The organism is Streptomyces sp. NPDC029041 (genome assembly GCF_040637515.1).
Lineage (GTDB): Bacteria > Actinomycetota > Actinomycetes > Streptomycetales > Streptomycetaceae > Streptomyces.
Window position 1 is genome coordinate 148,076 of record NZ_JBEZWO010000001.1, and the last position, 26,730, is coordinate 174,805.

Below are 26,730 nucleotides of genomic sequence, written 5' to 3' on the forward strand. Positions count from 1 at the left end.
TCGTGGGATTCAGTGACCCGGCCGCGGGTTCGGAGGCCTCCCGTGCCACGGCCGAGCGGATGCTGGCCGCGGTGGCGCACCGCGGCCCCGACGGCAGTAGCTGGTGCCACCACCGGGACATGACCTTCGCGCACTGCGCCCTGACGTTCGTCGACCCGGACGGGGGGCGACAGCCGTTCGTCTCGGCGAGCGGCGCGACGGCGCTCGTCCTCAACGGCGAGATCTACAACCACGAGGAGCTGCGCCGCGAACTGCGCGCCACGGGCGCCCGGTTGCGCACCGGCAGTGACACCGAGGTGCTGGTCGAGCTGTACGAGCGACACGGTCCGAAGGTGCTGGAGCGGCTGCGCGGCATGTACGCCTTCGTGCTGCACGACGCGCGCACCGCGACGACCGTGCTGGTGCGCGACCCGATGGGCAAGAAGCCGCTGTACTACACGCGCGTCCCCGGCGGGATCGCCTTCGCCTCCGAACTCACCGCGCTGCTGCGCCATCCCGACGTCCCCTCCACCCCGGACGTCCGCGCGCTGGCCGGCTATCTGACGCTCCAGGCGTTCTGCGCGCCCGACTCGGCCGTGGCCGGTGTGCGCAAGGTCCGCCCCGGCAGCCGTCTGGAGTACCGCGAGGGCCGGCTGCGCGAAGTGGATTACTGGCGGCCGAAACTGGCCGTCGAGGGGCGGCCGCCGAGCCCGCGGGAGGCCGCCGCACGCTTTGAGGAGCTGTTCCGGGCCGCGGTCGCCCGCCGGGTCACCAGCACCGAGCGCCGGCTCGGCGTGCTGCTGAGCGGAGGACTCGACTCCAGCGCGGTGGCCGTCGTCGCCCAGCAGCTCTCCCCGCACCGGCCGGTCCCGACGTTCAGCGCGGGCTTCGACGCACACGACTTCGACGAGAGCGCGCACGCCCGCACGGTCGCCCGGCACCTGGGCACGGAGCACCACGAGGTCCGCATCGGCGGCCGCGAGCTCGCCGAGGTGGTGGAGTCCGAGTACGCCCGCGCCGACGAGCCGCTCGCCGACCCCTCCCTGCTGCCCACCCGGATCGTCTGCCGGACGGCACGAAGGCAGGTGCGCGGCGTGCTCACCGGGGACGGCGCCGACGAACTCCTGCTGGGCTACCGGTACTTCCAGGCCGAGCGGGCGATCGAGATCCTGCTGCGGCTGATGCCGGCACCCCGGCTGGAGGCGCTGTGCCGGGCCCTCGTGCGCCGGCTGCCCGCGCGGTCGGGCAACCTGCCCGCCGCCGCGGCACTGAGCCTGCTGGCCCGCGGGCTCCGGGCCGCGCCCGAGCACCGGTTCTACCTGTCCACGGCTCCCTTCGGCCCGGCCGAACTGCCGGGCCTGCTGCGGCCAGAGGCCCGCGCGGCCCTGGTCGGGCACGACCCCTTCACCGAGGTCGCCCGGCTCCTGGACGGCCAGCCGCACCTCACCGGTGTCCAGCGCAGTCAGCTCGCTGTGACGGCCCACTTCCTGCGGGACGTGATCCTCACCAAGACCGACCGCGGCGGCATGCGCAGCGCCCTCGAGCTGCGCTCGCCCTTCCTCGACCTGGACCTGGTCGAGTACGGCAACGCGCTGCCCACCTCGCTGAAGCTGCGGCGCTTCACCGGCAAGTACCTGCTGCGCCGGGTGGCCGCCGACTGGCTCCCCGAGGACATCGTGCGGCGCACCAAGCTCGGCTTCCGCGCCCCGCTGGCGGCCCTGCTGCGCGGCGAGCTGCGGCCGCTGCTGCTGGACACGCTCTCGGCGTCCGCCCTGGACCGGGGCGGGTTGTTCGACGCCGGTGCCGTCCGGGCGCTGGCCGAGGACCATCTCAGCGGCCGGCGCGACACCTCACGCAAACTGTGGGCACTGCTGACCTACCAGATGTGGTTCCAGGCGCTGCCCGTGCACTCCCCGTCCCCCGACTGCCTCGACCTGACCGAGGAGCCCCACCGTGCGCCCTGACCGTCCCCGCATCCAGGTGCTCTCCCCTCGGACCTGGGGGGAGTTCGGCAACTACCTCGCCGCTACCCGGTTCTCCCGGGTGCTGCGCGGCGCCGTCGACGCGGACGTGACCCTGCTGGAGGCCGAGCCGATCCTGCCCTGGCTCGGCGAGGCCGGGGCCGAGATCCGCACGATCTCCCTGGAGAGCCCCACCGCTGCCGTCCGCACCGAGCGGTACATGGGGCTGATGGCCCGCCTCCAGAAACGATTCCCCACCGGATTCGAGACCGACCCCACGCCCGCGCATGCCGCCGAACTCGCTCCGCTCATCGCTCACCTGCGCGAGGGCGCACCGGACGTGGTGGTCGGCACCAAGGGCTTCGTGGCCAGGCTGTGCGTGGCCGCCGTACGCCTCGCGGGACTGCCCACCCGGGTGGTCAGCCATGTCACCAACCCGGGGCTGCTCCGACTGCCGCTGCACCGCAGCCCGCACCCCGACCTGACACTGGTGGGGTTCGCCTGGGCGAAGGAGGAGTTGGTGCGGGCCGGCGCCGACCCGGACCGGGTGAGCGTGGTGGGCCCGCTGGTCGCCCAGCACGACCTGCGCGACTTCATGACCGACGAGTCCGCCGCCCCGGCGTCCGGTACCTGGGGCGGGGACACCGAGTCCGGCCGTCCCCGCCTGATCGTGTTCTGCAACCGGGGCGGCGACGTCTATCTGGAGCTCGTGCACCACATCGCCGCCCAGCACCCGGAGACCGACCTGGTGTTCGTCGGCTACGACGACCCCGAGCTGGCCCGGCGTGCCGCCGCCGGTGCCGAGCGGCTCGCGCACTGGCGGTTCCACAGCCGGCTCACCCAGGCCGAGTACTTCGACTACATCGACCGCGCCTCCCGCTCGCCGTACGGGCTGCTCGTCTCCAAGGCCGGTCCCAACACCACCTTGGAAGCCGCCTACTTCGGGATTCCCGTGCTGATGCTGGAGTCGGGTCTGCCGATGGAGCAGTGGGTGCCGGGGCTGATCCACGAGCACAACCTGGGCCGGGCCTGTGCCACGCCCGAGGAGATCTTCCGCACCGTCGACGACTGGCTGGCCCGTCCGTCGGCGATCGAGGTGCACAAGAAGGCCGCGATCGGCTTCGCCGAGTCGGTGCTCGACCAGGAGGCGGTGGCCCGCCGCATCGGGGATGCCATGCGGCCCCTGCTGGATCCCCGGTGAAGCCCCGCGTCCGGCTCGTCGTCACGCCCGACGGGGTCCGGGCCGAGGGCGACAAGGAGGCGCGGCTCGGACACGCCCTCGGGGGCGACCCGCTGGCCGATGGCCCGCCGCCCGAGGGAGTCTTCGCCGCCTGGGAGTGGGACGGAGACCGCCTCCTGGCCCGCAACGACCGGTACGGCATGCACCCGCTGTACTACCGCGTCGGCGCCGGCTCGCTGGCCCTTTCCCCCGACCCGCTCGCCCTGCTGTTCCCCGGCGCGCGCGCCGCCCTCGACCACGACGCGCTGGCCGTCTTCGTGCGACTGGGCTTCTTCCTCGGCGAGGACACCGCCTTCGCGGCGATCCGCGCGCTGCCTCCCGCGGCCACCCTGACCTGGACCCGCGGGGAGCTGCGCCTCACCTCCGCGGCATCCCCCGTGCCGCGCCCCGCCGACCTCAGCCGGGCGCAGGCCGTCGACGGCTTCGTCGATCTCTTCCGCGCCGCCGTGACCCGCCAGCTGCCCACGGAGCCGTACGTCCTGCCGCTGAGCGGCGGCCGGGACTCACGGCACATCCTGCTGGAGCTGTGCCGCCAGGGGGCCCCGCCGCGGCTGTGCGTCAGCGGCGCGAAGTTCCCGCCCGACCCGGGCGCAGACGCCCGTGTGGCCGCCGTGCTCGCCGGACGCCTCGGTGTGCCGCACCGCACCGTGGCCGCGCCGCGCTCGCAGCTTCGGGCGGAACGCGTGGCGAACCCGGCCCAGGGCATGGCCACCCTGGACGGCGCCTGGACCCTGCCCCTGCTGGCCTTCCTGCGCCGGCGCAGCGGACTGTGGTACGACGGCCTCGGCGGCGGCGAGCTGGCGCAGAACCCGAGCATCGCGCTGATCCGTGAGCATCCCTACGACGTGACGGACCTGCCCTCCCTCGCCGACCGGCTGCTGGCCGCCGGCCGCACCGGAGCACACGTCGAGCACCTGCTCGGTCCCCGGACCCGGGTCCTGTGGAGCCGGGAGCGCGCCCGCGACCGACTGGTGCGGGAACTGGCCCGGCACGCCGAGGCAGCCCTCCCGCTCGGCTCGTTCTTCTTCCACAACCGCACCCGGCGTTCCATCGCCCTCGCCCCCTTCGCGCTCGGCGACAGCACCGCGGTGATCCACACCCCCTACCTCGATCACGCCCTCGTCGACCATCTCGCCTCGGTGCCGCGGCGCTTCCTGATCGACGGGACCTTCCACGACCAGGCACTGCACCAGGCGTTCCCGGAGCATGCCGCGCTGGGCTTCGCCTCGGCCGTACCGCAGCGCCACGGGGCCGCGCTGGTCCGGCACCGGCTGGCGTATCTCCTGCGGCTGCTGGCCGAGGCGTCGTACGCCGAACGCGACTGGTGGCGCAGCCCCGACCGGATCCTGCAACGGCTGCTGGCCGCCGGCCGCGGCCCGGGAGCGCCGAGGCGGGTCAGCCGGCTCCAGCCGCTCGCCCTCTACCTGCTCCAACTGGAGTCCCTCGCGGCCGGCAGAGCCGCCTGAGGCCGCGCGGCGCCCCCGACCCGACGACCACCGCCCGTACAGCGCCTCCGCACGACCACGACCACGACCACGACCACCCGCACGACCCCAGAAGGAGGGGACATCATGCGGAAGACACTGCCCGTCATCAGTACCGGTGCGGCGGGGGCCGCGTCGGGTGGCTGCTCGACGGCCGTCGCCCCGGCGCCGGACCGCCCGCAGTTGCCGCGCTGGCGCAAACGGAACCTGCGTATCGCCCTGGTCCGCCACCACGACCTGTGCCTCAACACCCGCCAGATCACCCAGGTCCAAAAGCGCGCCGGCGTTCTGCCGCACCTCGGGCTCGGCTACATCCACACCGCGCTGAAGTCGGCCGGCTTCCACAACGTCATCCAGGTCGACACCCCCGCCCTCGGGCTCGACAGCGAGGGCCTCCGCAGGCTCCTCGCCGACTTCGAGCCGGACCTGGTCGGCGTCAGCACCACCACCCCCGGCCTGCCCGGTGCGGTCGAGGCCTGTCAGGCGGCCAAGAGCACCGGCGCCAAGGTCATCCTCGGTGGCCCGCACACCGAGGTCTACGCGCACGAGAACCTCTTCCACGACTGCATCGACTACGTCGGCGTCGGCGAGGGCATCACGATCATGCCGGAGCTGGCCGAGGCGCTGGAGCAGGGCGAGAAACCCGAGGGCATCCGGGGCCTGGTGACCCGCGAGCACGACGGCGGGGCCGCCCCGATGGTCAACCTCGAGGAGGTCGGCTGGCCCACCCGCGACGGCCTGCCGATGAACAACTACTACTCGATCATGGCCCCGCGGCCGTTCGCCACGATGATCTCCAGCCGCGGCTGCCCCTTCAAGTGCAGTTTCTGCTTCAAGCAGGCCGTCGACAAGAAGTCGATGTACCGCAGCCCCGAAGACGTCGTCGGCGAGATGACGGAACTGAAAGAACGGTTCGGGGTGAAGGAGATCATGTTCTACGACGATGTCTTCACCCTGCACCGCGGCCGGGTCCGGGAGATTTGCGCGCTCATCGGCGAACAGGGCCTGAAGGTGCGCTGGGAGGCGCCGACCCGGGTGGACCTGGTGCCGGAGCCACTGCTGAAGGCGATGGCCGGCGCGGGCTGCGTGCGACTGCGGTTCGGCATCGAGCACGGCGATCCGGACATCCTCAAGCGGATGCGCAAGGAGAGCGACATCGAGAAGATCGAACGGGCCGTCACCTCCGCGCACGAGGCCGGCATCAAGGGGTTCGGCTACTTCATCGTCGGCTGGCTCGGCGAGACCCGCGAGCAGTTCCTCGCCACCGTCGACCTCGCCTGCCGCATCCCGCTGGACTACGCGAGCTTCTACACCGCGACACCGCTGCCGGGCACCCCGCTGCACACCGAGTCGGTGGCCGCCGGACAGATACCCGCCGACTACTGGGACCGGTTCGTACAGGGCGAGTTCGACGCCCGGATCGGCTACCTGGTGCCCGACGCACAGCGCCGCGCCCAGGCCGCCTACCGCGCCTTCTTCCTGCGCCGCACCATGGCTAAGCCGCTGCTGACCCACATGGCCGCCACCGGTCAGTGGCGCAACACGCTGGACGGTCTGCGCAGCCTGGCCCGGTCGACATCCAACACCGACCGTGACTTCTGACCTCACGCGCCCGGCCGGCCCGGTGCGGCCGGGCCCTTCCGTCCGGCTCAACGAACCGCTCCCGGCTTTCGGCCGCGAGCGCTCGGGCGAGCCGCTCGTGACCCACCTCGTCCGCAAGATCATGGCCCGGGGCTTCCGCCCGCCGGCGTCCTGGTCGGTGCCGGTGCGCCATGTCCTGCCCGACGGCCCGTCGGGCGAGATGCCCCTGCTCTCCCACGCGCAGGCCGCCGCCGACGCGCTGCGCGCCGACGCCTCCCCCGCCCTCGCCCTGGTCGCCCCGACCTACGTCTCCCGCGGTCCCCTCGCCGACCAGGAGCAACGGCTCGACGCTCTGCTGGACCAGGTGGCCGACCTGGCCGAGGAACAGCCGGACGCGCCCGTCGTGCTGTTCGTCGGCATGCAGTGGTCCTCGGCCGAGGAGGAGGACGAGTCCGTACGACGGCTGCGGGCGCTGTTGCGCCGGGCCCGCGGCCGGCTGCCCCGGCTGACCGTCTGCGGGCTGTCTCTGCCGGGGCCGGGCAAGCCCCGCACGCTCAACGCGACCGTCGAGGTGGCCGAACTGCTGGGCTGTGTCGGGGTCGGCTGGGTCGACGACGACGTGGCCCTGGAACCGGGCTGTCTGGCGGCGCTGGCCCGGGACTTCCTGGCGGGCGGCTGCCGGGGCGCGGTGGGCGCGACGAAGGTCCCGCACACCAAGGAGTTCGCCACCTCGCGGCTGCTGGCCCGGGCCAAGGAGATCGCGGCGCCCGCGACCTCCTACCCGCACGGCTGCTGCATCCTGGTGGCCACCGACGTGCTGTCCGGCGGCATACCCGGCCGGTACATATCGGACGACGGCTACGTCTGCTTCCGGCTGCTGGACCCCGACGCGTCCGATCCGCTGGGCCGGCTGCGTCTCGTTCCGGACGCGCTGTGCCACTACCACGTCGCCGGACCCGCGGGCGAGACCCGCCGCCGCATCCGCAGGCTGCTGATCAACCATCTCGTCGACCTCGCCGACTGGCCGGCGCCGGTGGTCCGCCACTACTTCCGTCATCTGCTGTTCTCCGGCATGTGGCCGCTGACCGGCTTCGACGCCGAGGGCGGACACCGCCGCGGTGTCCAGAAGGCGGCCATCAAGTGGCTCTACTTCGCCTGGTTCGCGGGAATCGGCACGGAGCTGTTCCTGCGCGGGCTGACCGGCCGGCCGCTGCACCGCGTCGAGTGGGCCCCGTACTCGGCGGTCACCCCCTTCACCCCTGCTGACCAGGAGCGCCGATGAAGGTACTGTCTCTCCACTCCGCCGGCCACGACACCGGCGTCGGCTACTTCGAGGACGGACGGCTGGTCTTCGCCGTCGAGACCGAACGGCTCACCCGCGTCAAGCACGACCACCGCTCGGACCTCGCGCTGGAACACGTGCTGTCCCAGGCGTGCGTGGACGTCGACGGCATCGACCTGGTGGCGGTCAGCACCCCGGTCCGCAGCGCCCTGCTGCAGATCCCCGACCTGGACCGGGCGATGGAGCGGATCCACGGCGGCGCGCTCCACCACCGGACCACCTGCGGGCTGCTCGGCCGCAGCGTGGACTGTCTGGTCGTCACGCACGAGGTCTCCCACGCCGCGCTGGCGGCCCACTACGCCGGGCACGAGGAGGGCACCCTCGTCCTGGTCAACGAGGGCCGCGGACAGGTCACCCGCAGCTCCCTGTTCCGGGTCGAGCAAGGCCGTCTGGAGTGGGTGGCCAAGGACCCGCTGCCCTGGTACGGCAACGGCTTCGGCTGGACCGCGATCGGGCATCTGCTGGGCTTCGGCAAGAGCCCCAGCGTGGCCGGCAAGGTGATGGCCCTGGGCGGCTACGGACAGCCGGACCTCCGGGTGCGCGAGCAACTGCTCGCGGTGGATCCCCGGGTGACGCACGACCTGGAGCTGGCCGAGCGGGTGCGCTCCGACCTCGCCCGACGGCCGGAGTTCAACCCGGAGTTCGAGACGGTGGCCCATGTCGTCGCCACCTTCCAGGAGCTGTTCACCGAGACCGTGCACACGGCCCTGGACCGGCATGTCACCCGCACCGCCACAGGCGTCGGCCCGATCGCCCTCGGCGGCGGCTGCGCGCTGAACATCGTCGCCAACTCGGCGCTGCGCGAGGCCTTCGGCCGGGACATCGCCATCCCCCCGGCCTGCGGCGACGCGGGCCACCTCGCGGGCGCGGGCATCTACGCCCTCACCTACGTCCTGGGCCGGCGTCCCGAGCCCCTCAGCGTCTACGGCAACGGCATCGGCGAGGCCCCCGCCGACGTCCTGGCGGCCCTGGACACCGCCGGGCTGAAGGCCGTTCCCTACGACGCCTCCGCGGTCGCCCGACTGCTTGCGGAGGGCGGTGTGGTGGCCCTGACGGAGGGGGCGGCCGAGCTCGGGCCACGGGCGCTCGGACACCGCTCGCTGCTGGGCAGCCCGGCCGTGTCCGGGATGCGCAAGCGGTTGAGCGAGAAGCTCAAGCAGCGTGAGTGGTACCGCCCGCTGGGCGCCGTGATGCGGGACGAGCGCTTCGCCGAGCTGTACCCGGGCGGCAGGCCCTCGCCGTACATGCTCTTCGAGTACCAGTTGCCGGAGGGGACCGCTCCGGAGGCCCGGCACGTGAACGGCACCTGCCGGATCCAGACACTGGGCGCGGATCAGCCGCGGCTGCACGGGCTGCTCGGGTCGTTCGAGACGCTGACGGGGGTCCCGGCGCTGATCAACACCTCGCTCAACGGCCCCGGCCGGGCCATCGCGCACACCGCCCGGCACGTCCTGGACGACTTCGCGGACAGCGACGTGGACCTGTTCGTCTTCGACGACGTGATGGCCTACCGGGGCGAGCCCCGGTAGGCCATCGGCCGGCGGTCGGTGAGCTTCGAGCAGCGCGGTCGAGTCGTCAGACATCTCGGTCGACTGCCCGGGGGCCTCGCTCGTCGCGCTTCATGGACCGTCATCCGGTCGGTGGCCACCTCGAAGCAGCTCAGTGCACCAGATGTCGCGGCAGCAACCGGTCCAGCACGTCGTCGGTGTAGAGGCCGACGACGGGGACCAGTCCCGAGGAGGCCGGTTGCTCCCGCACCGCGTCGAGCGCCTGGGCGCGCAGCCGCTCCAGCAGTGCTTCGACGTCCGCGGCCGGGACGGCCCCGGTGCGCATCAGATGGCCGAGGTTGCCTTCGCGCTCGCCGTGGCGGTCGTAGTCGGTGAGATCGTCGGCGATGGTGATGATCGTGCCGAACGCCTCGGCGAACCGCCGCGCGGGGTCCACGGACTTCTCCTCCCGGCCGCAGAGCGCGGCGAGCGAGCCGTAGCAGCCGAGGAAGGTGGCGCCGTAGGTGCTGGCGTTGGCGCACCACTCGTCGAGGTCCCGGGCACGGTGGCTCTTGGTGCGGATCTGGCCGGTGCAGACCGCGGTGAAATCGGTTTCCAGCAGGTTGGTCACCGACCGGGCGTCCGCGGCGAGCTCGCACATCTCCTTCACTGCCGTCAGATGCAGATGCAGGCACAGACAAGCGAGTTCGATGCGGTTGAGCCCGGTGTCGTCGTCCATGAGGTCGTCGAGCAGCTTCATCGCCACGATGTCCATGGCCAGCGCGCGGGCGACCCCCGCGCGCGTCCGCGGGTCGGTGACCCACTCGGTGAGGAAGTGCGGCACCCGCAGGTACAGACGCAACGCGGCGGTGTGGGCGACGAGTTCGGGCGATCCGCCGTTGCGGGCGACGAACCCGGTGACGTGGTCACGGTTCTCGGACTCGGTGACCAGCATGGCCGCGGTGTAGTCCGCGGGCAGTACGGCGGTCACGGCCGGTCCGGGCTGATCTCGGTGAGCGTCGTCCGCCAGTCGGCGTGCTCCAGCGCCCCGGCGAAGCCCACGTAGTCGGCGCCCGCCTCCAGATAGGCGGTGACGTGCTCCCGCCGGCGGACGTTGCCGCTGACGAACACGATCTGGTCGGGGTGCAGCCCCCGGCGGAAGTGCCGGACCACGTCGACGGGGACCTGGGTGTAGCGCGAGTACAGGTACACCATGTGGAAGCCGAAGCTGCGGGTGACCGCGATGTACCGGTCGATCTGCTCGGTTCCGGCGGTGGCGACCGGCACGGTGCCCAGCAGGTGGCCCGTCTTGTGGTCCTCGCCGAAGGTGAGGGCGACGGTGAGCAGGAGTTCGGGCCAGTCCTCGTGGTCGATTCGGCCGGGCAGCCCGACCAGGGTCTCCAGATAGCTCTTCCACACGTAGTAGTCGTCGCGCGAGCCGAGCAGCGCCGGCAACACCACGGCGTCGGCGCCGCGTGCCAGCGGGAAGCCGAGCCCCTTGCGCGGCGGGAAGTGCAGCAGCACCGGCAGCGAGGTGACCTCCTTGATCGCCGCCACGTACGGGATCATCCGGGCCTCGAACGACTCGTAGTCGGTGCTGGCGAGGATCAGGGCGGGATAGCCGAGCGCGTCGAGGAGCTTGGCCTTCTCCACGGCCTCGGCCAGCGGCACCTTGAACGGGTCGATGATGTGGATGGGCCCCCGTTCGTGGTCCCGCAGCCGCGCGAGGACGTCGCCCCGGCCCAACAGGTCCGGCAGGGCCGGGACTTGCGTGCCCTGGACGAGCTGCGGTGAGGTGTTCACCGGCATTCCCCCTTGTTATCCGGCTTGTTGTCCGGTCGTGGCGTGTCGCGCGCCGGTCATGCGGGGTCCGCGGCGCGGCCCGGCCCGGCCGCCGGGGCCGCAGCCGCGGCGCTCGCCCTGGCCAGGGCGGCGACGACGGACGCCGTGGTGTAGAGCGCCCTGGTGTCCAGGACGACGGAGCCCAGTGCGGCCTTTCCGCGCCGCCCGCGCTCCCAGTGCTCGCGGGCGTCGGGGTCCCACTCCATGGGGCCGGGCACCCGGCACCATGCCGACGGCCGCCAGCCGCCTTCTTTCTCCTGCGAGTCGAGCAGGTACGACACCGCCCGCCGGACGGCGTCACGGTGTTCGGGCGCCTGTCCCGCGAGGACGGCGCGCAGCGCGAAGGCGGTAGCGAAGGCGGAGCCCTCCGGCTCCCACTCGGTGCGTACGGCACCGTCGGCACCGATCCGGGCCGCGGCCCAGCGGGCGGCGGAGCGCACCTCGGCCGGAATCCCGGCCGGCCGGCCGGTGGTGAGCGCCTCCGCCGCGAGTGCCGTCGGGTACTCCCGGTCGGGCCACCAGTAGGCGGGAAACGCCCCGTCGGGCCGCTGGATCTCCCGGAGCCGGGCCAACAGCGTTTCGCGGACGCCCAGTTCGAGGAGTCCGGCGGCGGCCGCGGTGACGCAGGCGTGACTGCCGTACCAGGCGTCCCAGCGGGGGGCGACCCGGTCCAGGAACGGCGCGGCGACCTCCGGGAGGTAGCTGGAGATGCCGCCGTCCTTCTGGAGGTGCGCCGCCACGAAGCGGTATCCCTCGTCGGCACGGGGATCCCGGGAGGCGTCCAGCGCCTCGGCCAGGCGCAGCACCCAGGAGGTGATGTCGGCGTCACCGGGGACCTGGGGGCAGTAGCCCCAGCCGTCCGACGGGCCGCGGGCCTGTTTCAGCAGTTCCCAGGCGGAGACCGCCGCCGCTCGCCCGGGGCCCCCGGGCAGTTCCCCGAGTGAGGCCCCGACAAAGGCGGTCGCCCAGAACTGGCCGGGGCCGCGGACTTCGTAGTCGTTCCACCAACCGTCCGCGTCCCGTGCGGAACGGAGGAATTCCGTCGCCCTCGACAGGGCTTGTTCCGTGGAATCATCGGAGGGTAATCGCTGTGCACCGTTCACGAACTCTCCTTTCTGGGGAGAGGCGACGAGCCGGGCCACCATACCGAGCGGCGGACGCCACGTCGGCGGGACGATTACCCAACCCTACACGTGTTCGTATCGGCGAGACAGGGTCACTTCTTCCTGGACAGGTTCCGCAAAGCATCGGGGGCCGGGACGGACCCGGCCCCCGATGGGCGGACAATGGCGCGTTGGCTTCACACGAATTGCATGTGCCTGCGTCGCCGCAATCGCACCGACAGGACGGCACCGCTCGTCAGGACCAGCAGCGCGGTCACCACGACGGCGTGCGTGGCGCCGGAGGCGAGGGATCCGCTGTCGGCGCCGTCGACGGCGTAGGTGATGATCTCCCGGGTCGACCAGAAGGGCAGGATCTTGGCGACGTCCTTGGCCGGGTCGATCACCATCTGCGCGCCGATGACGGAGATCAGCAGCAGGCTGCCCTCCAGGTCCCGGGGAACGGCGAGGCCCAGCAGCAGCCCGAGCGGCACCGCGACCAGCGTGGTCAGGGCCAACTCCAGGGCGATCGCCTGCGGGTCGGCCACGTCCTGGTCCACGACGACGACCACGGCGTACAGCGCGGAGATCAGCAGTCCGGCGGTGAGCAGAGCGAGGGTACGGCCCAGGTACAGGTGCCGGGGCCGGAAACCGGACAGGGTCAGACGGGACTCGACCTCCCGGCCGCCTACGGCCGAGAAGAGGGCCGCGGTGCTCACCGCGAAGCCGACGCCCAGGCTGGCGAAGCGGATGGCCTGGCCAGGCTGGTCGTGCCGGCCCAGGTAGAACACCAGGGGCACGAGCAGGAGCAGGCCCAGGACCCCGCGCCGGCGCAGCAGTTCCCGCAGGGTCATCTCGGCCATGCGCAGGGTGCGGGTCATCGGCCGGCCCCCTGCGTGCGCGGGCTGAGGTCCAGCACCTGGTCCACCCGGTCGAGCTCGTTGAGCATGTGGGTCACCACGACGATCGCCTTGCCCTGGTCGCGCCAGTTCCAGACGTTCTGCCAGAAGTCCACGTAGGATCCCCGGTCGAAGCCCTGGTAGGGCTCGTCGAGCAGCAGGACGTCGGGATCGCCGAGAGCGGACAGGACGACGTTCAGCTTCTGCCGGGTGCCGCCCGAGAGGTCCTTGGCGAGGGTGCCCCGGGCGACGGACCAGTCGAGCCTGGAGGCGAGTTCACGGCCGCGGCGGTCGGCGTCACGGCCGCCCATGCCCCGGCCCGTGCCGAACAACGTGAAGTGCTCGCGGGGGGTGAGGAACCCCATGACACCGGCGTTCTGCGGGCAGTAGCCGAGGCGGCCGGTGATGGTCACCCGGCCCTTGTCCGGGGCGAGCAGGCCCGCGCAGATCTTCAGCATGCTGGACTTGCCGGCCCCGTTGCTTCCCACGATCGCGGCGACCTCTCCCACGCGGACGACGAGGTCGACACCGTTCAGGACACGGCGGCGGCCGTAGCTCTTGACGATCCCCTGAGCGTGCAGCCGGACGTCGCGCCCGGACGACGGCCCGGACGCCCCTCCCAACTGCTGTTCCGCAGGTGCGGAATACCTCATGTGTGCCACCTTCCTTCCGCCGCCGCGACGAATGGCGCGGAATGCCGTCCCGTTAGCCTGCCACAGCCGGATCGGCAGACCGTACCGGCCACCGGCACACGGGGCGGAGCGGAAAAATCCGGCCGACGCTTTTCGGTCGTTTCCCGGATGACCCCCGGGGTGAACCGTGTGCGGCAGCAACGGAATTCGGCCAGGTTGCCACCCTAATGACGCCCGCCTATCCGGCGGATTTACCGGACGGATACAAGTGGAACAACGGCATTTCGGCCATGAATCAGAAACAGAGCGACCTCTTGTGATCACTTGAAAACGCCGGTTAGAGTGCGCCTCGTCGGAATCAGCGCATTCGTCCGCGGTAATCCGGCGGAGGGCCGGAACGGGCGACGCACGGTTCGGCCGACGAAGGGACGCGGATGCGCGGGGGCACCGGAAACGGGCGCACAGTGTGGCAACGCGCGGTGGCCCGGGGCTTCGATCCGCCGCCCCCGCCCCCCACTCCGGTGACCCTGGTCCGCTCGGGAGAGATCCGGGAGGACCTCGGACCACTGCCCTCCGGCGGACTCGGCGTGCTGCTGCCGACCTATGTGGCGCGCTGCGACCGACGCGCGCACCGGACCGCGCTCGACCACCTCCTCGACGCCCTCGAAGGCGTACGACAGGCCCGTCCCGACCTGCCGCTGACGGTCTGGCTGGGCATGCAGTACGGCCCCGGCGAACAGGCGGAGGCCCTCGACCGACTGCGCGAGCTGACCCGGTCCACCGCCCTGCCCGTCATCGGCTTCGCGCTGCCCGGGCCGGGGAAGATCCGCACGATCAACACGGCCCTCGGGCTGTCCCGCCCGCTCGGTCACGTGGGCTGGCTGTGGACCGACGACGACGTGGAGTTCGGCCCCGGCTGCCTGGCCCGGCTCGTCGACCGCTTCCACGAACGCGGCCGCACCGGCGCCGTCGGCGCCCGGCTCGTCGCCCTGCCGCGTGACTCGGCCACGTCCCGCACGATGGACCGGGTCTCCGGCGTCACGGTGCCGCCCGGCGCCCTGCCGGCGGCGGCCTGCATGCTCGTCGCCTCCCACGTGCTCGCCGGAGGCATCCCGGCCCGGCGACTCGCCGACGACGGCCATGTGCTCTTCGAACTCCTCGACCCCGACGCGGCCGACCCCCTGCACGCCCTCGAAGTGGTGCCGGACGCCCACGGCAGCTTCTACCGCGTCGCCCGCACCTCCGACACCCTGCGCCGGCTGCGCCGCTCCCTCTACAGCCATGTCACGTGCACGGCCGACTACCCCTGGGCGACCGCCCGCACCTACCTCACCGGCACCCTGTTCCACGGCCTGTGGCCGCTCGCCGCGTGGGACGGCAGCGGCGGCACGGTACGGGGACTGAAGCGCTGGACCGTCAAGGCCGTCCACCTGACATGGTTCTGCGCGGTCGGCACGCAGCTCGCCGCACGCGGTGTGGTGGGCCGCCCGCTGCGCCACGTGGCCTGGGGCCACGAGGGCGACTTCCGCAGCCCGGCCGCCGAGGCGCGGGCCGCGGCGGCGCACACCGGACGCTGACACAGGCGGCCGCGCATCGGCGGCCCCGGAAGGGAGACGCCGTGCGGACACCGGCACCCACGCAGGCGGCGGTCACCGTCGTCCTGCCCCACTACGACTGCGCGGACTACGTGGGCGCGGCGGTCGGCTCAATCCTCGCCCAGGACCGGCCCGACCTCCGCCTCGTCGTGGTCGACGACTGCTCCCCCGACGAGACGTGGACCGCGGCGCTGCGTCCGTTCGCCGGGGACCCACGGCTGACCGTGCTGCGGGCCTCCGAGAACGTCGGCCATCTGCGCATCAAGAACAAGGTGCTGGAGACCGCCGACACTCCGTACATCGCCTTCCAGGACGCCGACGACATCAGCCTGCCCGGCCGGCTGCGCCACCAACTCGCCCTGCTGGAAAGGGGCAAGGCCGACCTGGTGGGCTGCGCCTACGAGTACATCGACGCGTCGGGCCGGGGCACCGGACACCGCCGGATGCCCCGCAACGGCAACCTGTGGATACGCCTGGGCCGTTCGACGGTGCTGCTGCACCCCTCGTCGGTCGTGCGCCGCGAGGTGCTGGAGCGGCTCGGCGGCTTCGACGGCACCGTCCGGCTGGGCGCCGACACCGACTTCCATCTGCGGGCGGCCCGTCTGTTCCGGCTGCGCAGCGTCCGGCACGTCCTCTACCGGTACCGGATCTGGCCGCAGTCCCTGACCCAGGCGCCCGAGACCGGGTTCGGGTCGGCGCAGCGCCGGTCCTACACGGAGGCCATGAACGCCCAGGAACGCCGGCGCCGCGCGGCCCGCACCCGCGAGGAACTGCTCCCCCTGCTGGTGGCACCGCCCAACGACGTCGACTTCCGCCTGGAACCCGTCACGGTGGGCGGGTGACGGTGACGCCCACGGAACCGCCCCTGCCCGCGTTCGGCGTCGTCGTCGTCGCTCCCGACGGCGACTGGGGGCCGGCGGTGCGCGGCCTGCTCGGCCAGACCGCGCCGCCCGCGGCCGTCACCGTGGTCACCCCGGCGGACCCCTCCCCCGACCCCGGGCTGCGCTTCGAGCCCTGCACCCCCGAGACCGCCGCCGAGACCTGCGTCGAGGCGGCGCGCGCCCTGCCCACTCCGTACGTCGCCTTCCTCCACGGCCGCGACGAACCCCTCCCGGACCTGCTGCGCCACCTGGCCCGGGCCGCCCGCGACGGCGCGGGCCTCGTCACGTGCGGCACGCTCCGGCTGCGGCCCGACGGCCTGGTCGACGGCATCGCCCTGACGCCCGGACTCGACGGCGCCGCCTACGCCGCACGCCGTGATCTGCTGGGCACGACGGGCCGTACGGCGGCGCGGGTCATGGTGCCGCGGCTGCTGGTGCGGCGCCGTACCGGCGACGCGGCCGCCACCGAGTCGGCGGCCCGTGCCGCCGGAGCGGCGATCGTACGGGAGACCCGCCTCACCTCCGCCGTGGACGTCCCGCCCATGGCTGCCGCCCGTCACAGGCGCGCCCCGGAGCAGGTCTCCGTCGTGATTCCCGTCCGCGACGGCGCGCTCACCCTCCCCGCACAGCTCCAGGCGCTCGCCTCCCAGACCTACCGGGGCGACTGGGAGGTCCTCGTCGTCGACAACGGATCGACCGACGCGACCCGCGAGGTGGCGGAGAAGTCCCGTCTCCGCCTGCCCGGTCTGCGGGTCGTCGACGCGGGCGAACGACCCGGCGAGAGCTATGCCCGCAACCGGGGGATCGCCGCCGCCCGCGGGGACCTCATCACGTTCTGCGACGCGGACGACGTCGCCGACCCCGGCTGGCTCGCCGCGCTCGCCGCCGCCGCGCCGGACGCGGACCTGATCGGCGGTTCGCTGGACAGCAGTGTCCTCAGCCCCGCCTACACCGACGAGCAGCCGGCGCCGATGACCGAGCAGTCGGACTTCCTGCCCTTCGCCCGCGGCGCCAACTGCGCCGTCTGGAAGGACGTGCTGACCACGATCGGCGGCTGGGACGAGCGCTACCGGGGCGGCGGCGAGGACATGGACCTGTCCTGGCGGGCCCATCTGTGCGGCTACCGCGTCCGCTACACGCACGACGCCCGGATGCACTACCGACTGCGCGCCGAACTCTCCTCGCTGGCCCGGCAGAAGTGGAACTACGGCAGGTCCGGCGCCCGCCTGTACGCCGCCTACCGCCACGCCGGCTTCGAGCGCCGGGACGGCCGGACCGTCCTGATGAACTGGTCCTGGCTCCTGCTGCACACCCCGGACCTGACCCGCTCCCCGACCCTGCGCCGCCGCTGGATCCGCTATGGCGCCCGGCTCTCCGGCTTCCTGGCCGGCAGCGTGGAACGGGGCGTCCCCTACCTCTGACACCCCGCGCCACGCCCACGCCGCCCTACGACGGATACGGCTGCACCGGGCGGGACGAAATCAGCTCCTCACCAAGGGGTCCCGGGGCGGCGGAGGCCGGGACCCGGACGACGCATATTGTTAATGGGATCCATTTTCATGTAGCGTCTCGGTGCCCGACCACCGAGGAGGAGTCCCATGGCTGTCCCGAAGCGGAAGATGTCCCGCAGCAACACCCGTCACCGCCGGGCCCAGTGGAAGGCGGCCACACCCACGCTGGTCCCCGTCACCGTGGACGGCGTCCGGCACCTGGTCCCCCAGAACCTCGTCAAGGCCTACGAACGCGGCCTGCTACGCCCCGACGGCTGAGTACTCCGTCTCGGCCCAGAAGTGCGCCCGGACCCGGCGCAGCCACGCCTCGACCGGCGCTTCGTCGGGCTCGTCCGGCAGTGCCGTGGGGCCCTCGTCGAAGGCGGCCTCGTGGTGCCGGAGCAGGGGCAGGGCGGCCGCGGGGTCGGCGGCGACGCGCTCGCCGAAGGCGTGGTACTCGTCCGGGTCCTCGACGCGGATCGTCAACCGCCCGGTGGTGTACAGCTCCAGGCCCTGCGCGCACAGCCGCTTGAGATGCCGGGCGTGCTTGGCCGTGCGCTTACGGGTGTCGGCGGAGAACGAACCGTCACCGCGCCTCTCCAGCCGCCGGAACTGCTGGGTGGCGTACCCGAGATAGGCGTCCCGGACGCGCTTGGCACTCAGGAACGACGAACGGATGCCCATGAGTTCGTCGCCCAGCGGGGTGCGCACCTCGTACAGCTCGTCCGGGAGCCACACCAGCTCCATCGCGGTCGGGTTGGCGCCCAGGGCCAGCCGGCACCACTTGGCGGCCTCGTGCAGAGTCCGGTCCGGGGCCGTGCTGACGTGGGACTCCTTCGGCCGGTGCAGACCGTGCAGCTCTTCGGTCGGCGCGGCGAACAGGCCGAGGCGGTCGATGTCCGAACCCGGGCGGGCCAGGCCGTAGGCGGTCGATCCGACGATGCCGGAGAGCAGGACGTGGGGGACGGTCACGGTCGGCCGCCTTTCGCTACGGGGTACCGGACCATTGTCCTGACGTGCCCGGACGCGGTCACCGGGTTTTCCGGCGGTGGTCCACGCGGGACGGCGGAATACGGGCGGGGCCGCCCGGCGTAGAACCTGGTATGGATCCCGTGCGCCTGTCCGTCCTCGACCGCTCCCGCACCCGCGAGGGGCACACCCACCCCGAGGCGCTGCGCGACACCGTGCGGCTGGCGCAGGAGCTGGAGCGGCTCGGCTACCACCGCGTCTGGGTATCCGAGCACCACGGCGTGCCGGGGGTCGCGGGCTCCGCTCCGACCGTGCTGGCCGCCGCCGTCGCGGGCGCGACCCGGACGATCCGGGTCGGCACCGGCGGGGTGATGCTGCCCAATCACCGGCCGCTGATCGTGGCCGAGCAGTTCGGCGTGCTGGAGTCGCTGTTCCCCGGACGGATCGACATGGGCCTCGGCCGCTCCGTCGGCTTCACGGACGGGGTGCGCAGGGCCCTCGGCCGTGACAAGGGCGACGCCGACGACTTCGAGGCCCAGCTCGCGGAGCTGCTCGGCTGGTTCCGGGGCACTTCCCCCACCGGGGTCCACGCCCGTCCCGCCGAGGGCCTGAGTGTTCCGCCCTTCGTCCTGGCGATGGGCGAGGGCGTCGGCATCGCCGCCCGGGCGGGCCTGCCGATGGTCATCGGGGACCTCAGGAACAGGGACAGGATGCGGCGCGGCATCGACCACTACCGTGACCACTTCCGCCCCTCCGTCTGGGCCGCGGAGCCCTACGTCGTCGTCTCGGGCACGATCGCCGTGGCCGGTACCCCCGAGGAGGCCCGGCGGTTGCTGATCCCGGAGGCCTGGTCCATGGCGCACTCCCGCACCCACGGCACCTTCCCGCCGCTGCCGCCCGCCGAGCGCGTGGAGACCGGCACGATGACCGCCAAGGAACGCGGCTTCTACGAGTCCGGTCTGACCGGCCACATCGCCGGCACCGAGGAGCAGGTGGCGCACGAACTGCAGACGCTGCTGAAGGAGACGGGCGCCCAGGAGGTACTCGTCACGACCAGCACGTACGACCGTGAAGCCCTGCTGGACTCCTACCGGCGGCTGGCCGCGATCACCTCGGCTGGATCCGGTTAGAGTCGTCTCCCATGCACGACCGCGACCTCCATGACCCGTACGTCCGTGTCCGCGGAGCCCGTGAGCACAACCTCCGGGGCGTCGACGTCGACATCCCCCGGGACGTGCTGGCCGTGTTCACCGGCGTGTCCGGCTCGGGCAAGTCGTCGCTGGCGTTCGGCACGATCTACGCGGAGGCGCAGCGGCGTTACTTCGAGTCGGTGGCGCCGTACGCGCGCCGGCTGATCCACCAGGTCGGCGCGCCGAAGGTCGGGGAGATCACGGGTCTGCCCCCGGCGGTGTCGCTCCAGCAGCGCCGGGCGGCGCCTACGTCGCGCTCCTCCGTCGGCACCGTCACCAACCTGTCCAACTCCCTGCGCATGCTGTTCTCCCGGGCCGGCACCTACCCGCCCGGCGCCGAGCGGCTCGACTCCGACGCCTTCTCGCCCAACACTGCGGTGGGCGCCTGCCCGCGGTGCCACGGGCTCGGGCGGGTGCACCGCACGAGCGAGGAGCTGCTGGTCCCCGATCCGTCGCTGTCGATCCGCGACGGGGCGATCGCCGCGTGGCCGGGAGCCTGGCAGGGCAAGAACCTCCGGGACATTCTCGACGCGCTCGGCCACGACGTGGACCGGCCGTGGCGGGAGCTGCCCGCCGACGAGCGGCAGTGGATCCTGTTCACGGAGGAGCAGCCGGTCGTCACGGTGCACCCCGTGCGGGACGCCGACCGCATCCAACGGCCCTACCAGGGCACGTACATGAGCGCCCACCGCTACGTGATGAAGACGTTCTCGGACTCCAGGAGCGCCACCCTGCGGGCCAGGGCTGAGCGGTTCCTCAAAAGTGCGCCCTGCCCGGCCTGCGGCGGCAGCCGGCTGCGCCCCGAGGCCCTGGCGGTGACGTTCGGCGGCCGGACCATCGCCGAGCTGGCGGCACTGCCGCTGGTGGACCTGGCCGCCGGTCTCGACGCGAGCTCGGCGGCCGCCCGGGTGCTCACCGACGACCTGCGGGCCCGTATCGCACCGGTCGTCGAGCTGGGTCTGGGCTACCTCAGCCTCGACCGGCCGACTCCCACCCTCTCCGCGGGCGAACTGCAGCGCCTGCGCCTCGCCACCCAGCTGCGCTCCGGCCTGTTCGGAGTCGTCTACGTCCTCGACGAACCGTCGGCCGGACTGCACCCGGCGGACACCGAGGCGCTGCTCACGGTGCTGGCGCGGCTGAAGGCGTCCGGGAACTCGGTGTTCGTGGTGGAACACCACCTGGACGTGGTGCGTGCCGCCGACTGGCTGGTCGACGTGGGTCCGGACGCGGGTGAGCACGGCGGGCGGGTGCTGCACAGCGGCCCGGTGGCGGGGCTGGCGGGCGTCGAGGAGTCGGCGACCGCCCGCTACCTGTTCGGCCGCTCCCCCGCCCCGGCCCGCGAGGTGCGCGAGGCGACCGGGTGGCTGACGACCGGCCCGATCACCCGCCACAACCTGCGCGGCGTGACGGGGGAGTTCCCGCTCGGCGTGTTCACCGCGGTCACCGGCGTGTCCGGTTCGGGCAAGTCCACGCTCATCGGCGAGATCACGGAGGACTCGGCGGGCGTGGGCCGGCTGGTGTCGGTCGACCAGAAGCCGATCGGCCGCACTCCGCGTTCCAACCTCGCGACCTACACCGGCCTCTTCGACGTCGTGCGCAAGGTGTTCGCGGCCACCGAGGGGGCGCGCGAACGCGGTTTCGGCGTCGGGCGGTTCTCCTTCAACGTGGCGGGCGGGCGCTGCGAGACCTGCCAGGGTGAGGGGTTCGTCAGCGTGGAGCTGCTCTTCCTGCCGAGCACGTACGCGCCCTGCCCGGACTGCGGCGGGGCCCGCTACAACCCGGAGACGCTGGAGGTGAGGTACCGGGGGCGGAACATCGCACAGGTGCTGGATCTGACGGTGGAGAGCGCTGCGGAGTTCTTCGCGGACACCCCGGCCGTGGCCCGCAGCCTCGGCACCCTGCTCGACGTCGGCCTGGGATACCTCCGCCTCGGCCAGCCCGCGACCGAGCTCTCCGGCGGCGAGGCCCAGCGCATCAAGCTGGCGAGCGAACTGCAGCGAGGCCGGCGCGGCCACACGCTGTACCTCCTCGACGAGCCCACGACCGGGCTGCACCCGGCGGACGTGGACGTCCTGATGCGCCAGTTGCACGGCCTCGTCGACGCCGGGCACACGGTGGTCGTCGTCGAGCACGACATGTCGGTCGTCGCCGGCGCGGACTGGGTGATCGACCTCGGGCCGGGCGGCGGTGACGAAGGGGGCCGGATCGTGGCGGCGGGCCCGCCGGCGGAGGTCGCCCGCTCGGCGGACAGCCGGACGGCACCGTATCTGGTACGGGCGCTGTCCGGGGGCCGCTGAGGTCCGGCGGCGCGCACGCATGTCGCCGGTATCCGGGTGCCTCTACGCCACCAGCACCGTGTGCGTCCAGGCCGGCGCGGCTGTCTCCTGCGACTGTGCCGCTCGGGCGAGAGCGCGGCGGTCGGGATTGCTGCCCGGCGGGAGGGCCTCGCGCACCTCGACCTCCGCGATCAGGCCACGGGCCGTCGTCACCCGCCACAGGGAGGCCAGCAGCGTGTCCGCGCCGACGTAAGCAGGGGCCGTGCTGGCCCTGCCGTCACCGAGCCGGTAGCCGAGGCGGACCGGCTGGACCGGCACCCCGGCGTCCAGGGCCGCCTGGAAGACGGCCCGGCGGAAGGCGCCCTGGGCCCGGCCGCACCAGGTGCTGCCCTCGGGGAAGGCCGCGACCGCGGTGCCCTCGCGCAGGACCTCGGCGATCCGGGCGACGGTGTCCGGGAGGGCCCGCAGCCGGTCGCGGTCGATGAACAGGGTTCCGCCGCGGGCGGCCAGCGCACCGGCGACGGGCCAGTGCCGCACCTCCGTCTTGGCCAGCATCCGGGCGGGGCGTACGGCGGCGAGCAGCGGGATGTCCAGCCAGGAGATGTGGTTGGCGACCAGCAGCAGTCCCCCGGCGGGGGCGGCGGCACCGGTGATCCGGACCCGGACTCCGGCGGCCCGTACGATCCACCGGCACCAGCGCCGGACCAGTGACGCCGGTATCCGGGCGCCGAAGGGTGTCAGCGCGATCCCCGCGATCAGGAGCAGCACGACCGCGCCGAGCCGCAGCACGGCACGCGGCACGTCCCGCGCCCGCACGGCCGCCGGTTCCTGGACACAGGCCTCGGGCGTGCAGGGCGCGGTGGGCAGCCAGGCGCTCATCAGGCCGGTACGAGGGAGAGGAAGTGGCGCAGGTAGCGCGCGTTGACGCGGCTCATCGGCAGCAGCACGTACAGGTCGGCGACGCCGAAGTCCGGGTCGTGGGCCGGTTCACCGCACACCCAGGCACCGAGGCGCAGGTACCCCCGGAGCAGCGCGGGCAGTTCGACGCGGGTCGCGGGCGCGGTGCCCGGCGTCCACGGCAGCAGCGGCCGGACCCGGAACTCCTCCGGGGAGAGGTGCCGCCCGCTCACCCGGTCCCAGGTGGCGGACGCGAGGGCGCCGCCGTCCGCGAGCGGGACGGAACAGCAGCCGGCCAGCCACTCGTGACCGCGGTCGACCATGTAGCGGGCGATGCCGGCCCAGATGAGGCCGATGACAGCGCCGTCACGGTGGTCGGGGTGCACGCAGGAGCGGCCGACCTCGACGAGCTGCGGCCGGATCCCGTCCAGCGCGCTCAGGTCGAACTCGCCCTCGGAGTACAGCCGTCCGGCCACCGCAGCACGCTCCGGCGGCAGCAGCCGGTAGGTGCCGACGACCTGGCCGGTCGTCTCCTCCCGTACGAGCAGGTGGTCGCAGTACGCGTCGAACGCGTCGGCGTCGAGGCCCGGCTGCGGGCCGGCCAGGAGGGCGCCCAGCTCCCCGGCGAAGACGTCGTGCCGCAGCCGCTGGGCGGCCCGCACGTCCTCCTCGTTCCGGGCCAGGGCGACGGTGTAGCGAGTGGGGGCCGCGGGCTGCGCGGGGCGGTCGACGGTCAGTACGCCGGTCATGGCTCTCTCCTGGTCACGGGCCGGGGCGGTGAGGCGGGGCGCTGAGCGGTGTCGTGCGGGCCTTCGCCTCTGTTCTCCCGACACCGCCTGACCGTCGCGTGTCATGTGCAGAGAGAGCGGGTGTGAGGTTGCTGAACGGCACGCGCCTTGGCATGTGAGGGCGCTCGTCGAGGGCGGTGCCTCCGGCGGCCTCTGCGGCCTTGCGGCGCCGCACGTCGGGGGTGCGCGGTGCCGGAGAGGCGGCCCGCTGGGAGGCCCCCTGCTCGCGGACCCGGTCCGTAACAAGCGAGACGGGACCGGGGATGAGCACCACTCCCGGCCCCGCCCGTCCGCACCTGCCGGCGAACGTTCACTGCGACCCCCTGGGGGCGCGGGGAACTGCGCGACCCACCACAGCCCACCCGCAGCCGCCGAAGCACCGAGCCGCTACGGCGCTACGGCGCTACCGCTTCACCTTCCGCGCCGCCCGCAGCCACTCCTTGTTCATGCTCGTGATGGACATCAACGGGATGCCCTTCGGACAGGCGGTGGCGCACTCGCCCGCGAGCGTGCACCCTCCGAACCCCTCCTCGTCCATCTGCTCCACCATGTCCAGCACCCGCGTCTCCCGCTCGGGCGCCCCCTGCGGCAGCACGTTCAGGTGGTTGATCTTGGCGGACGTGAACAGCATCGCCGCCCCGTTGGGGCAGGCCGCCACACACGCCCCGCACCCGATGCACTCGGCGTGCTCGAAGGCGAAGTCGGCGTCCGGCTTCGGCACCGGCGTGGCGTGCGCCTCGGGGGCCGCCCCGGTCGGCGCGGTGATGTACCCGCCGGCCTGGATGATCCGGTCGAACGCCGACCGGTCCACGACCAGGTCCTTGATCACCGGGAACGCCGACGCGCGCCACGGCTCCACGTCGATCGTGTCGCCGTCCTCGAACGAGCGCATGTGCAACTGACAGGTGGTGGTCCGCTCGGGCCCGTGCGCATCGCCGTTGATGACGAGCGAACACGCCCCGCAGATCCCCTCGCGGCAGTCGTGGTCGAAGGCGACGGGGTCCTCGCCCTTGACGATGAGCTCCTCGTTGAGCGTGTCGAGCATCTCCAGGAACGACATGTCGGGCGAGATGCCGTCCACCTCGTACGTGGACATCGTGCCGTCTGCGCCGGCGTTCTTCTGCCGCCAGACGCGCAGGGTGAGCTTCATGCGTAGCTCCGCTGGGTGGGGTGGACGTACTCGAAGACCAGGTCTTCGCGGTGCAGGACGGGAGCCTCGCCGGTGCCCGTGAACTCCCAGGCGGCGGCGTAGGCGAACTCCTCGTCCTTGCGGGCGGCCTCGCCGTCGGGCGTCTGGGACTCCTCGCGGAAGTGGCCGCCGCAGGACTCCTCGCGGTGCAGCGCGTCGAGGCACATCAGCTCGGCGAGCTCCAGGTAGTCGACGACGCGGTTGGCCTTCTCCAGCGACTGGTTGAACTCCTCGCCGGTGCCGTGCACCTTGATGCGCCGCCAGAACTCCTCGCGGATCTGCGGGATGCGCTCCAGTGCCTTGCGCAGTCCCGAGTCGGTGCGGGCCATGCCGCAGAACTCCCACATGAGTTCGCCGACTTCGCGGTGGAAGGAGTCGGGGGTGCGGTCGCCGTCCACCGACAGCAGTAGGTTGAGCCGGTCCTGTGTCTCGGCCAGCACCTCCTGGACGACCGGGTGTTCGTCGGTCACCGCCTCGTGGTGCGGGTTGCGGGCGAGGTAGTCGTTGATGGTGGAGGGGAGGACGAAGTAGCCGTCGGCGAGTCCCTGCATCAGCGCGGAGGCGCCGAGCCGGTTGGCGCCGTGGTCGGAGAAGTTGGCCTCGCCGATCGCGAACAGGCCGGGGATGGTGGTCTGGAGGTCGTAGTCGACCCACAGGCCGCCCATCGTGTAGTGCACGGCGGGATAGATGCGCATCGGCACCTCGTACGGATCCTCGTCGGTGATCCGCTGGTACATGTCGAAGAGGTTGCCGTACTTGGCCTCGACGGCCTTGCGCCCCATCCGCGTGATGGCGTCGGCGAAGTCCAGGTACACGCCCTGGCCGCCGGGGCCCACTCCCCTGCCCTCGTCGCAGACGTTCTTCGCCGCCCGGGAGGCGATGTCGCGCGGGACGAGGTTGCCGAAGGACGGGTAGATGCGTTCCAGGTAGTAGTCGCGCTCGTCCTCGGGGATCTCGTTCGGGGGCCGCTGGTCGCCCTTCTCCCTGGGCACCCAGATCCGTCCGTCGTTGCGCAGCGACTCGCTCATCAGCGTCAGCTTGGACTGGTGGTCGCCGGTGCGCGGGATGCACGTGGGGTGGATCTGGGTGAAGCACGGGTTGGCGAAGTACGCGCCTCGCCGGTGGGCCCGCCAGATCGCGGTGGCGTTGGAGTTCATGGCGTTCGTCGACAGGTAGAAGACGTTGCCGTAGCCGCCGGAGGCGAGGACGACCGCGTCCGCGTAGTACGTGCCGATGCGCCCGGTGACGAGGTCACGGGCCACGATGCCGCGCGCCCGCCCGTCGACGACGATCAGGTCGAGCATCTCGGTGCGCGGGTGCATCTCGACGTTCCCGGCGGCGATCTGCCGGCTGAGCGCCTGGTAGGCGCCGAGGAGGAGCTGCTGGCCCGTCTGGCCGCGGGCGTAGAACGTGCGCGACACCTGCACGCCGCCGAACGAGCGGGTGTCGAGCAGCCCGCCGTACTCGCGCGCGAAGGGCACGCCCTGGGCGACGCACTGGTCGATGATCTCGACGGAGATCTGCGCGAGCCGGTGCACGTTGGACTCGCGGGCCCGGAAGTCACCGCCCTTGACGGTGTCGTAGAACAGCCGGTGGACGGAGTCGCCGTCGTTGCGGTAGTTCTTCGCGGCGTTGATGCCGCCCTGCGCGGCGATGGAGTGGGCGCGGCGCGGCGAGTCCTGGTAGCAGAACTGCACGACGTGGTAGCCCTGTTCGGCGAGGGTGGCCCCGGCGGAGCCGCCGGCGAGGCCGGTGCCCACGACGATCACCGTGTGCTTGCGCCGGTTGGCGGGGTTGACCAGCTTGGCCTCGAAGCGGCGCGTGTCCCACCGCTCGTGGACGGGGCCGGAGGGGGCCTTGGAGTCGACGACCGGCTCGCCGGTCACGTAGTCCGCGTAGGAGGTCATG

At 72.6% G+C, this 26,730-nt stretch carries 22 protein-coding genes; 12 read left to right on the top strand and 10 right to left on the bottom strand.

Translation table 11 applies throughout. The features are described from left to right. Window positions 1–2 precede the first annotated feature (2 nt). The 6 genes from asnB to AB0F04_RS00715 all read left to right on the top strand — a co-directional run bounded on the left by asnB (window position 3) and on the right by AB0F04_RS00715 (window position 9,116). Entirely contained in the window at window positions 3–1,943 is a 1,941-nt protein-coding gene (asnB, locus tag AB0F04_RS00690) for an asparagine synthase (glutamine-hydrolyzing) (protein ID WP_362036229.1), read from the top strand. Next, on the top strand, window positions 1,933–3,141 hold the full coding sequence (locus tag AB0F04_RS00695) for a Moenomycin biosynthesis protein MoeGT1 (RefSeq protein WP_362036231.1): 1,209 nt from the start codon (window positions 1,933–1,935) through the stop codon (window positions 3,139–3,141). Before asnB ends, AB0F04_RS00695 begins: the two co-directional genes overlap by 11 nt. Further along, entirely contained in the window at window positions 3,138–4,646 is a 1,509-nt protein-coding gene (locus AB0F04_RS00700) for an asparagine synthetase B family protein (protein WP_362036233.1), read from the top strand. The genes AB0F04_RS00695 and AB0F04_RS00700 overlap by 4 nt, the downstream gene beginning before the upstream one ends. A 105-nt stretch (window positions 4,647–4,751) precedes the next feature. Further along, window positions 4,752–6,266 carry a radical SAM protein gene (locus AB0F04_RS00705; protein WP_362036235.1) on the top strand — a complete coding sequence of 505 codons (1,515 nt, stop codon included), beginning with the start codon at window positions 4,752–4,754 and terminating at the stop codon, window positions 6,264–6,266. Further along, window positions 6,256–7,527: a hypothetical protein gene (locus AB0F04_RS00710; RefSeq protein ID WP_362036237.1), complete on the top strand. Its 1,272-nt coding sequence runs from the start codon at window positions 6,256–6,258 to the stop codon at window positions 7,525–7,527. The genes AB0F04_RS00705 and AB0F04_RS00710 overlap by 11 nt, the downstream gene beginning before the upstream one ends. Next, window positions 7,524–9,116 (top strand): carbamoyltransferase C-terminal domain-containing protein, encoded by a 1,593-nt coding sequence (locus AB0F04_RS00715; RefSeq protein WP_362036239.1) that lies wholly within the window; start codon window positions 7,524–7,526, stop codon window positions 9,114–9,116. The genes AB0F04_RS00710 and AB0F04_RS00715 overlap by 4 nt, the downstream gene beginning before the upstream one ends. 130 nt (window positions 9,117–9,246) lie before the next feature. Here the strand turns inward: AB0F04_RS00715 and AB0F04_RS00720 are convergent, their stop codons facing one another. The 5 genes from AB0F04_RS00720 to AB0F04_RS00740 form a co-directional block, all read right to left on the bottom strand. Further along, a complete protein-coding gene (locus AB0F04_RS00720; protein WP_362036240.1) occupies window positions 9,247–10,065 on the bottom strand; it encodes a Moenomycin biosynthesis protein MoeN5 in 819 nt (272 codons plus the stop codon). Beyond that, window positions 10,062–10,883, bottom strand: a complete 822-nt coding sequence (locus AB0F04_RS00725; protein ID WP_362036242.1) for a geranylgeranylglyceryl/heptaprenylglyceryl phosphate synthase — start codon at window positions 10,881–10,883, stop codon at window positions 10,062–10,064. The genes AB0F04_RS00720 and AB0F04_RS00725 overlap by 4 nt, the downstream gene beginning before the upstream one ends. Before the next feature lie 50 nt (window positions 10,884–10,933). Next, complete coding sequence (locus AB0F04_RS00730) at window positions 10,934–12,019, bottom strand: hypothetical protein (RefSeq protein WP_362036243.1); 1,086 nt, start codon at window positions 12,017–12,019, stop codon at window positions 10,934–10,936. 197 nt (window positions 12,020–12,216) lie between these two features. Further along, window positions 12,217–12,897, bottom strand: coding sequence for a hypothetical protein (locus AB0F04_RS00735; protein ID WP_362036245.1), 681 nt, complete (start codon window positions 12,895–12,897; stop codon window positions 12,217–12,219). Then, window positions 12,894–13,568, bottom strand: a complete 675-nt coding sequence (locus AB0F04_RS00740) for an ABC transporter ATP-binding protein (protein ID WP_362036247.1) — start codon at window positions 13,566–13,568, stop codon at window positions 12,894–12,896. The genes AB0F04_RS00735 and AB0F04_RS00740 overlap by 4 nt, the downstream gene beginning before the upstream one ends. A 458-nt stretch (window positions 13,569–14,026) precedes the next feature. Between AB0F04_RS00740 and AB0F04_RS00745 the strand changes: the two genes are divergently transcribed. From AB0F04_RS00745 to rpmF, 4 genes are all read left to right on the top strand, one after another. Continuing rightward, complete coding sequence (locus AB0F04_RS00745; RefSeq protein ID WP_362036249.1) at window positions 14,027–15,124, top strand: glycosyltransferase family 2 protein; 1,098 nt, start codon at window positions 14,027–14,029, stop codon at window positions 15,122–15,124. A 41-nt stretch (window positions 15,125–15,165) separates the two neighbouring features. Continuing rightward, a complete protein-coding gene (locus AB0F04_RS00750; RefSeq protein ID WP_362036250.1) occupies window positions 15,166–15,984 on the top strand; it encodes a glycosyltransferase family 2 protein in 819 nt (272 codons plus the stop codon). Beyond that, window positions 15,981–17,444, top strand: coding sequence for a glycosyltransferase family 2 protein (locus tag AB0F04_RS00755; RefSeq protein WP_362036252.1), 1,464 nt, complete (start codon window positions 15,981–15,983; stop codon window positions 17,442–17,444). The genes AB0F04_RS00750 and AB0F04_RS00755 overlap by 4 nt, the downstream gene beginning before the upstream one ends. 177 nt (window positions 17,445–17,621) lie before the next feature. Beyond that, the gene (rpmF, locus tag AB0F04_RS00760; RefSeq protein WP_053673734.1) at window positions 17,622–17,792 is read left to right on the top strand and encodes a 50S ribosomal protein L32; all 171 of its coding nucleotides are present in this window, start codon (window positions 17,622–17,624) and stop codon (window positions 17,790–17,792) included. On the opposite strand, the gene AB0F04_RS00765 is transcribed toward rpmF, so the two are convergent. Beyond that, complete coding sequence (locus AB0F04_RS00765) at window positions 17,775–18,485, bottom strand: nucleotidyltransferase domain-containing protein (protein WP_362036254.1); 711 nt, start codon at window positions 18,483–18,485, stop codon at window positions 17,775–17,777. The two genes, rpmF and AB0F04_RS00765, sit on opposite strands and share 18 nt — an antisense overlap. Window positions 18,486–18,616: 131 nt before the next feature. Between AB0F04_RS00765 and AB0F04_RS00770 the strand changes: the two genes are divergently transcribed. Then, entirely contained in the window at window positions 18,617–19,612 is a 996-nt protein-coding gene (locus AB0F04_RS00770) for an LLM class flavin-dependent oxidoreductase (RefSeq protein WP_362036257.1), read from the top strand. 11 nt (window positions 19,613–19,623) lie between these two features. Beyond that, a complete protein-coding gene (locus tag AB0F04_RS00775) occupies window positions 19,624–21,969 on the top strand; it encodes an excinuclease ABC subunit UvrA (protein WP_362036259.1) in 2,346 nt (781 codons plus the stop codon). Between the two features lie 42 nt (window positions 21,970–22,011). On the opposite strand, the gene AB0F04_RS00780 is transcribed toward AB0F04_RS00775, so the two are convergent. From AB0F04_RS00780 to AB0F04_RS00795, 4 genes are all read right to left on the bottom strand, one after another. Continuing rightward, entirely contained in the window at window positions 22,012–22,827 is an 816-nt protein-coding gene (locus AB0F04_RS00780) for a lysophospholipid acyltransferase family protein (RefSeq protein WP_362036261.1), read from the bottom strand. After that, window positions 22,827–23,594, bottom strand: coding sequence for a GNAT family N-acyltransferase (locus AB0F04_RS00785; protein WP_362036263.1), 768 nt, complete (start codon window positions 23,592–23,594; stop codon window positions 22,827–22,829). The genes AB0F04_RS00780 and AB0F04_RS00785 overlap by 1 nt, the downstream gene beginning before the upstream one ends. Before the next feature lie 442 nt (window positions 23,595–24,036). Next, window positions 24,037–24,783 carry a succinate dehydrogenase/fumarate reductase iron-sulfur subunit gene (locus tag AB0F04_RS00790; RefSeq protein WP_362036265.1) on the bottom strand — a complete coding sequence of 249 codons (747 nt, stop codon included), beginning with the start codon at window positions 24,781–24,783 and terminating at the stop codon, window positions 24,037–24,039. Continuing rightward, complete coding sequence (locus AB0F04_RS00795; RefSeq protein ID WP_362036267.1) at window positions 24,780–26,729, bottom strand: fumarate reductase/succinate dehydrogenase flavoprotein subunit; 1,950 nt, start codon at window positions 26,727–26,729, stop codon at window positions 24,780–24,782. The genes AB0F04_RS00790 and AB0F04_RS00795 overlap by 4 nt, the downstream gene beginning before the upstream one ends. Window position 26,730 lies beyond the last annotated feature (1 nt).

What these genes read in the sequence shown, in the direction of transcription:
- AB0F04_RS00770 (WP_362036257.1), top strand. Translation starts at nt 18,617, where the DNA reads ATGGATCCCGTGCGCCTGTCCGTCCTCGACCGCTCCCGCACCCGCGAG.
- AB0F04_RS00775 (WP_362036259.1), top strand. Translation starts at nt 19,624, where the DNA reads ATGCACGACCGCGACCTCCATGACCCGTACGTCCGTGTCCGCGGAGCC.
- AB0F04_RS00735 (WP_362036245.1), bottom strand. Translation starts at nt 12,897, where the DNA reads ATGACCCGCACCCTGCGCATGGCCGAGATGACCCTGCGGGAACTGCTG.
- AB0F04_RS00785 (WP_362036263.1), bottom strand. Translation starts at nt 23,594, where the DNA reads ATGACCGGCGTACTGACCGTCGACCGCCCCGCGCAGCCCGCGGCCCCC.
- AB0F04_RS00795 (WP_362036267.1), bottom strand. Translation starts at nt 26,729, where the DNA reads ATGACCTCCTACGCGGACTACGTGACCGGCGAGCCGGTCGTCGACTCC.
- AB0F04_RS00705 (WP_362036235.1), top strand. Translation starts at nt 4,752, where the DNA reads ATGCGGAAGACACTGCCCGTCATCAGTACCGGTGCGGCGGGGGCCGCG.
- rpmF (WP_053673734.1), top strand. Translation starts at nt 17,622, where the DNA reads ATGGCTGTCCCGAAGCGGAAGATGTCCCGCAGCAACACCCGTCACCGC.
- AB0F04_RS00715 (WP_362036239.1), top strand. Translation starts at nt 7,524, where the DNA reads ATGAAGGTACTGTCTCTCCACTCCGCCGGCCACGACACCGGCGTCGGC.
- AB0F04_RS00740 (WP_362036247.1), bottom strand. Translation starts at nt 13,568, where the DNA reads ATGAGGTATTCCGCACCTGCGGAACAGCAGTTGGGAGGGGCGTCCGGG.
- AB0F04_RS00790 (WP_362036265.1), bottom strand. Translation starts at nt 24,783, where the DNA reads ATGAAGCTCACCCTGCGCGTCTGGCGGCAGAAGAACGCCGGCGCAGAC.
- AB0F04_RS00725 (WP_362036242.1), bottom strand. Translation starts at nt 10,883, where the DNA reads ATGCCGGTGAACACCTCACCGCAGCTCGTCCAGGGCACGCAAGTCCCG.
- AB0F04_RS00780 (WP_362036261.1), bottom strand. Translation starts at nt 22,827, where the DNA reads ATGAGCGCCTGGCTGCCCACCGCGCCCTGCACGCCCGAGGCCTGTGTC.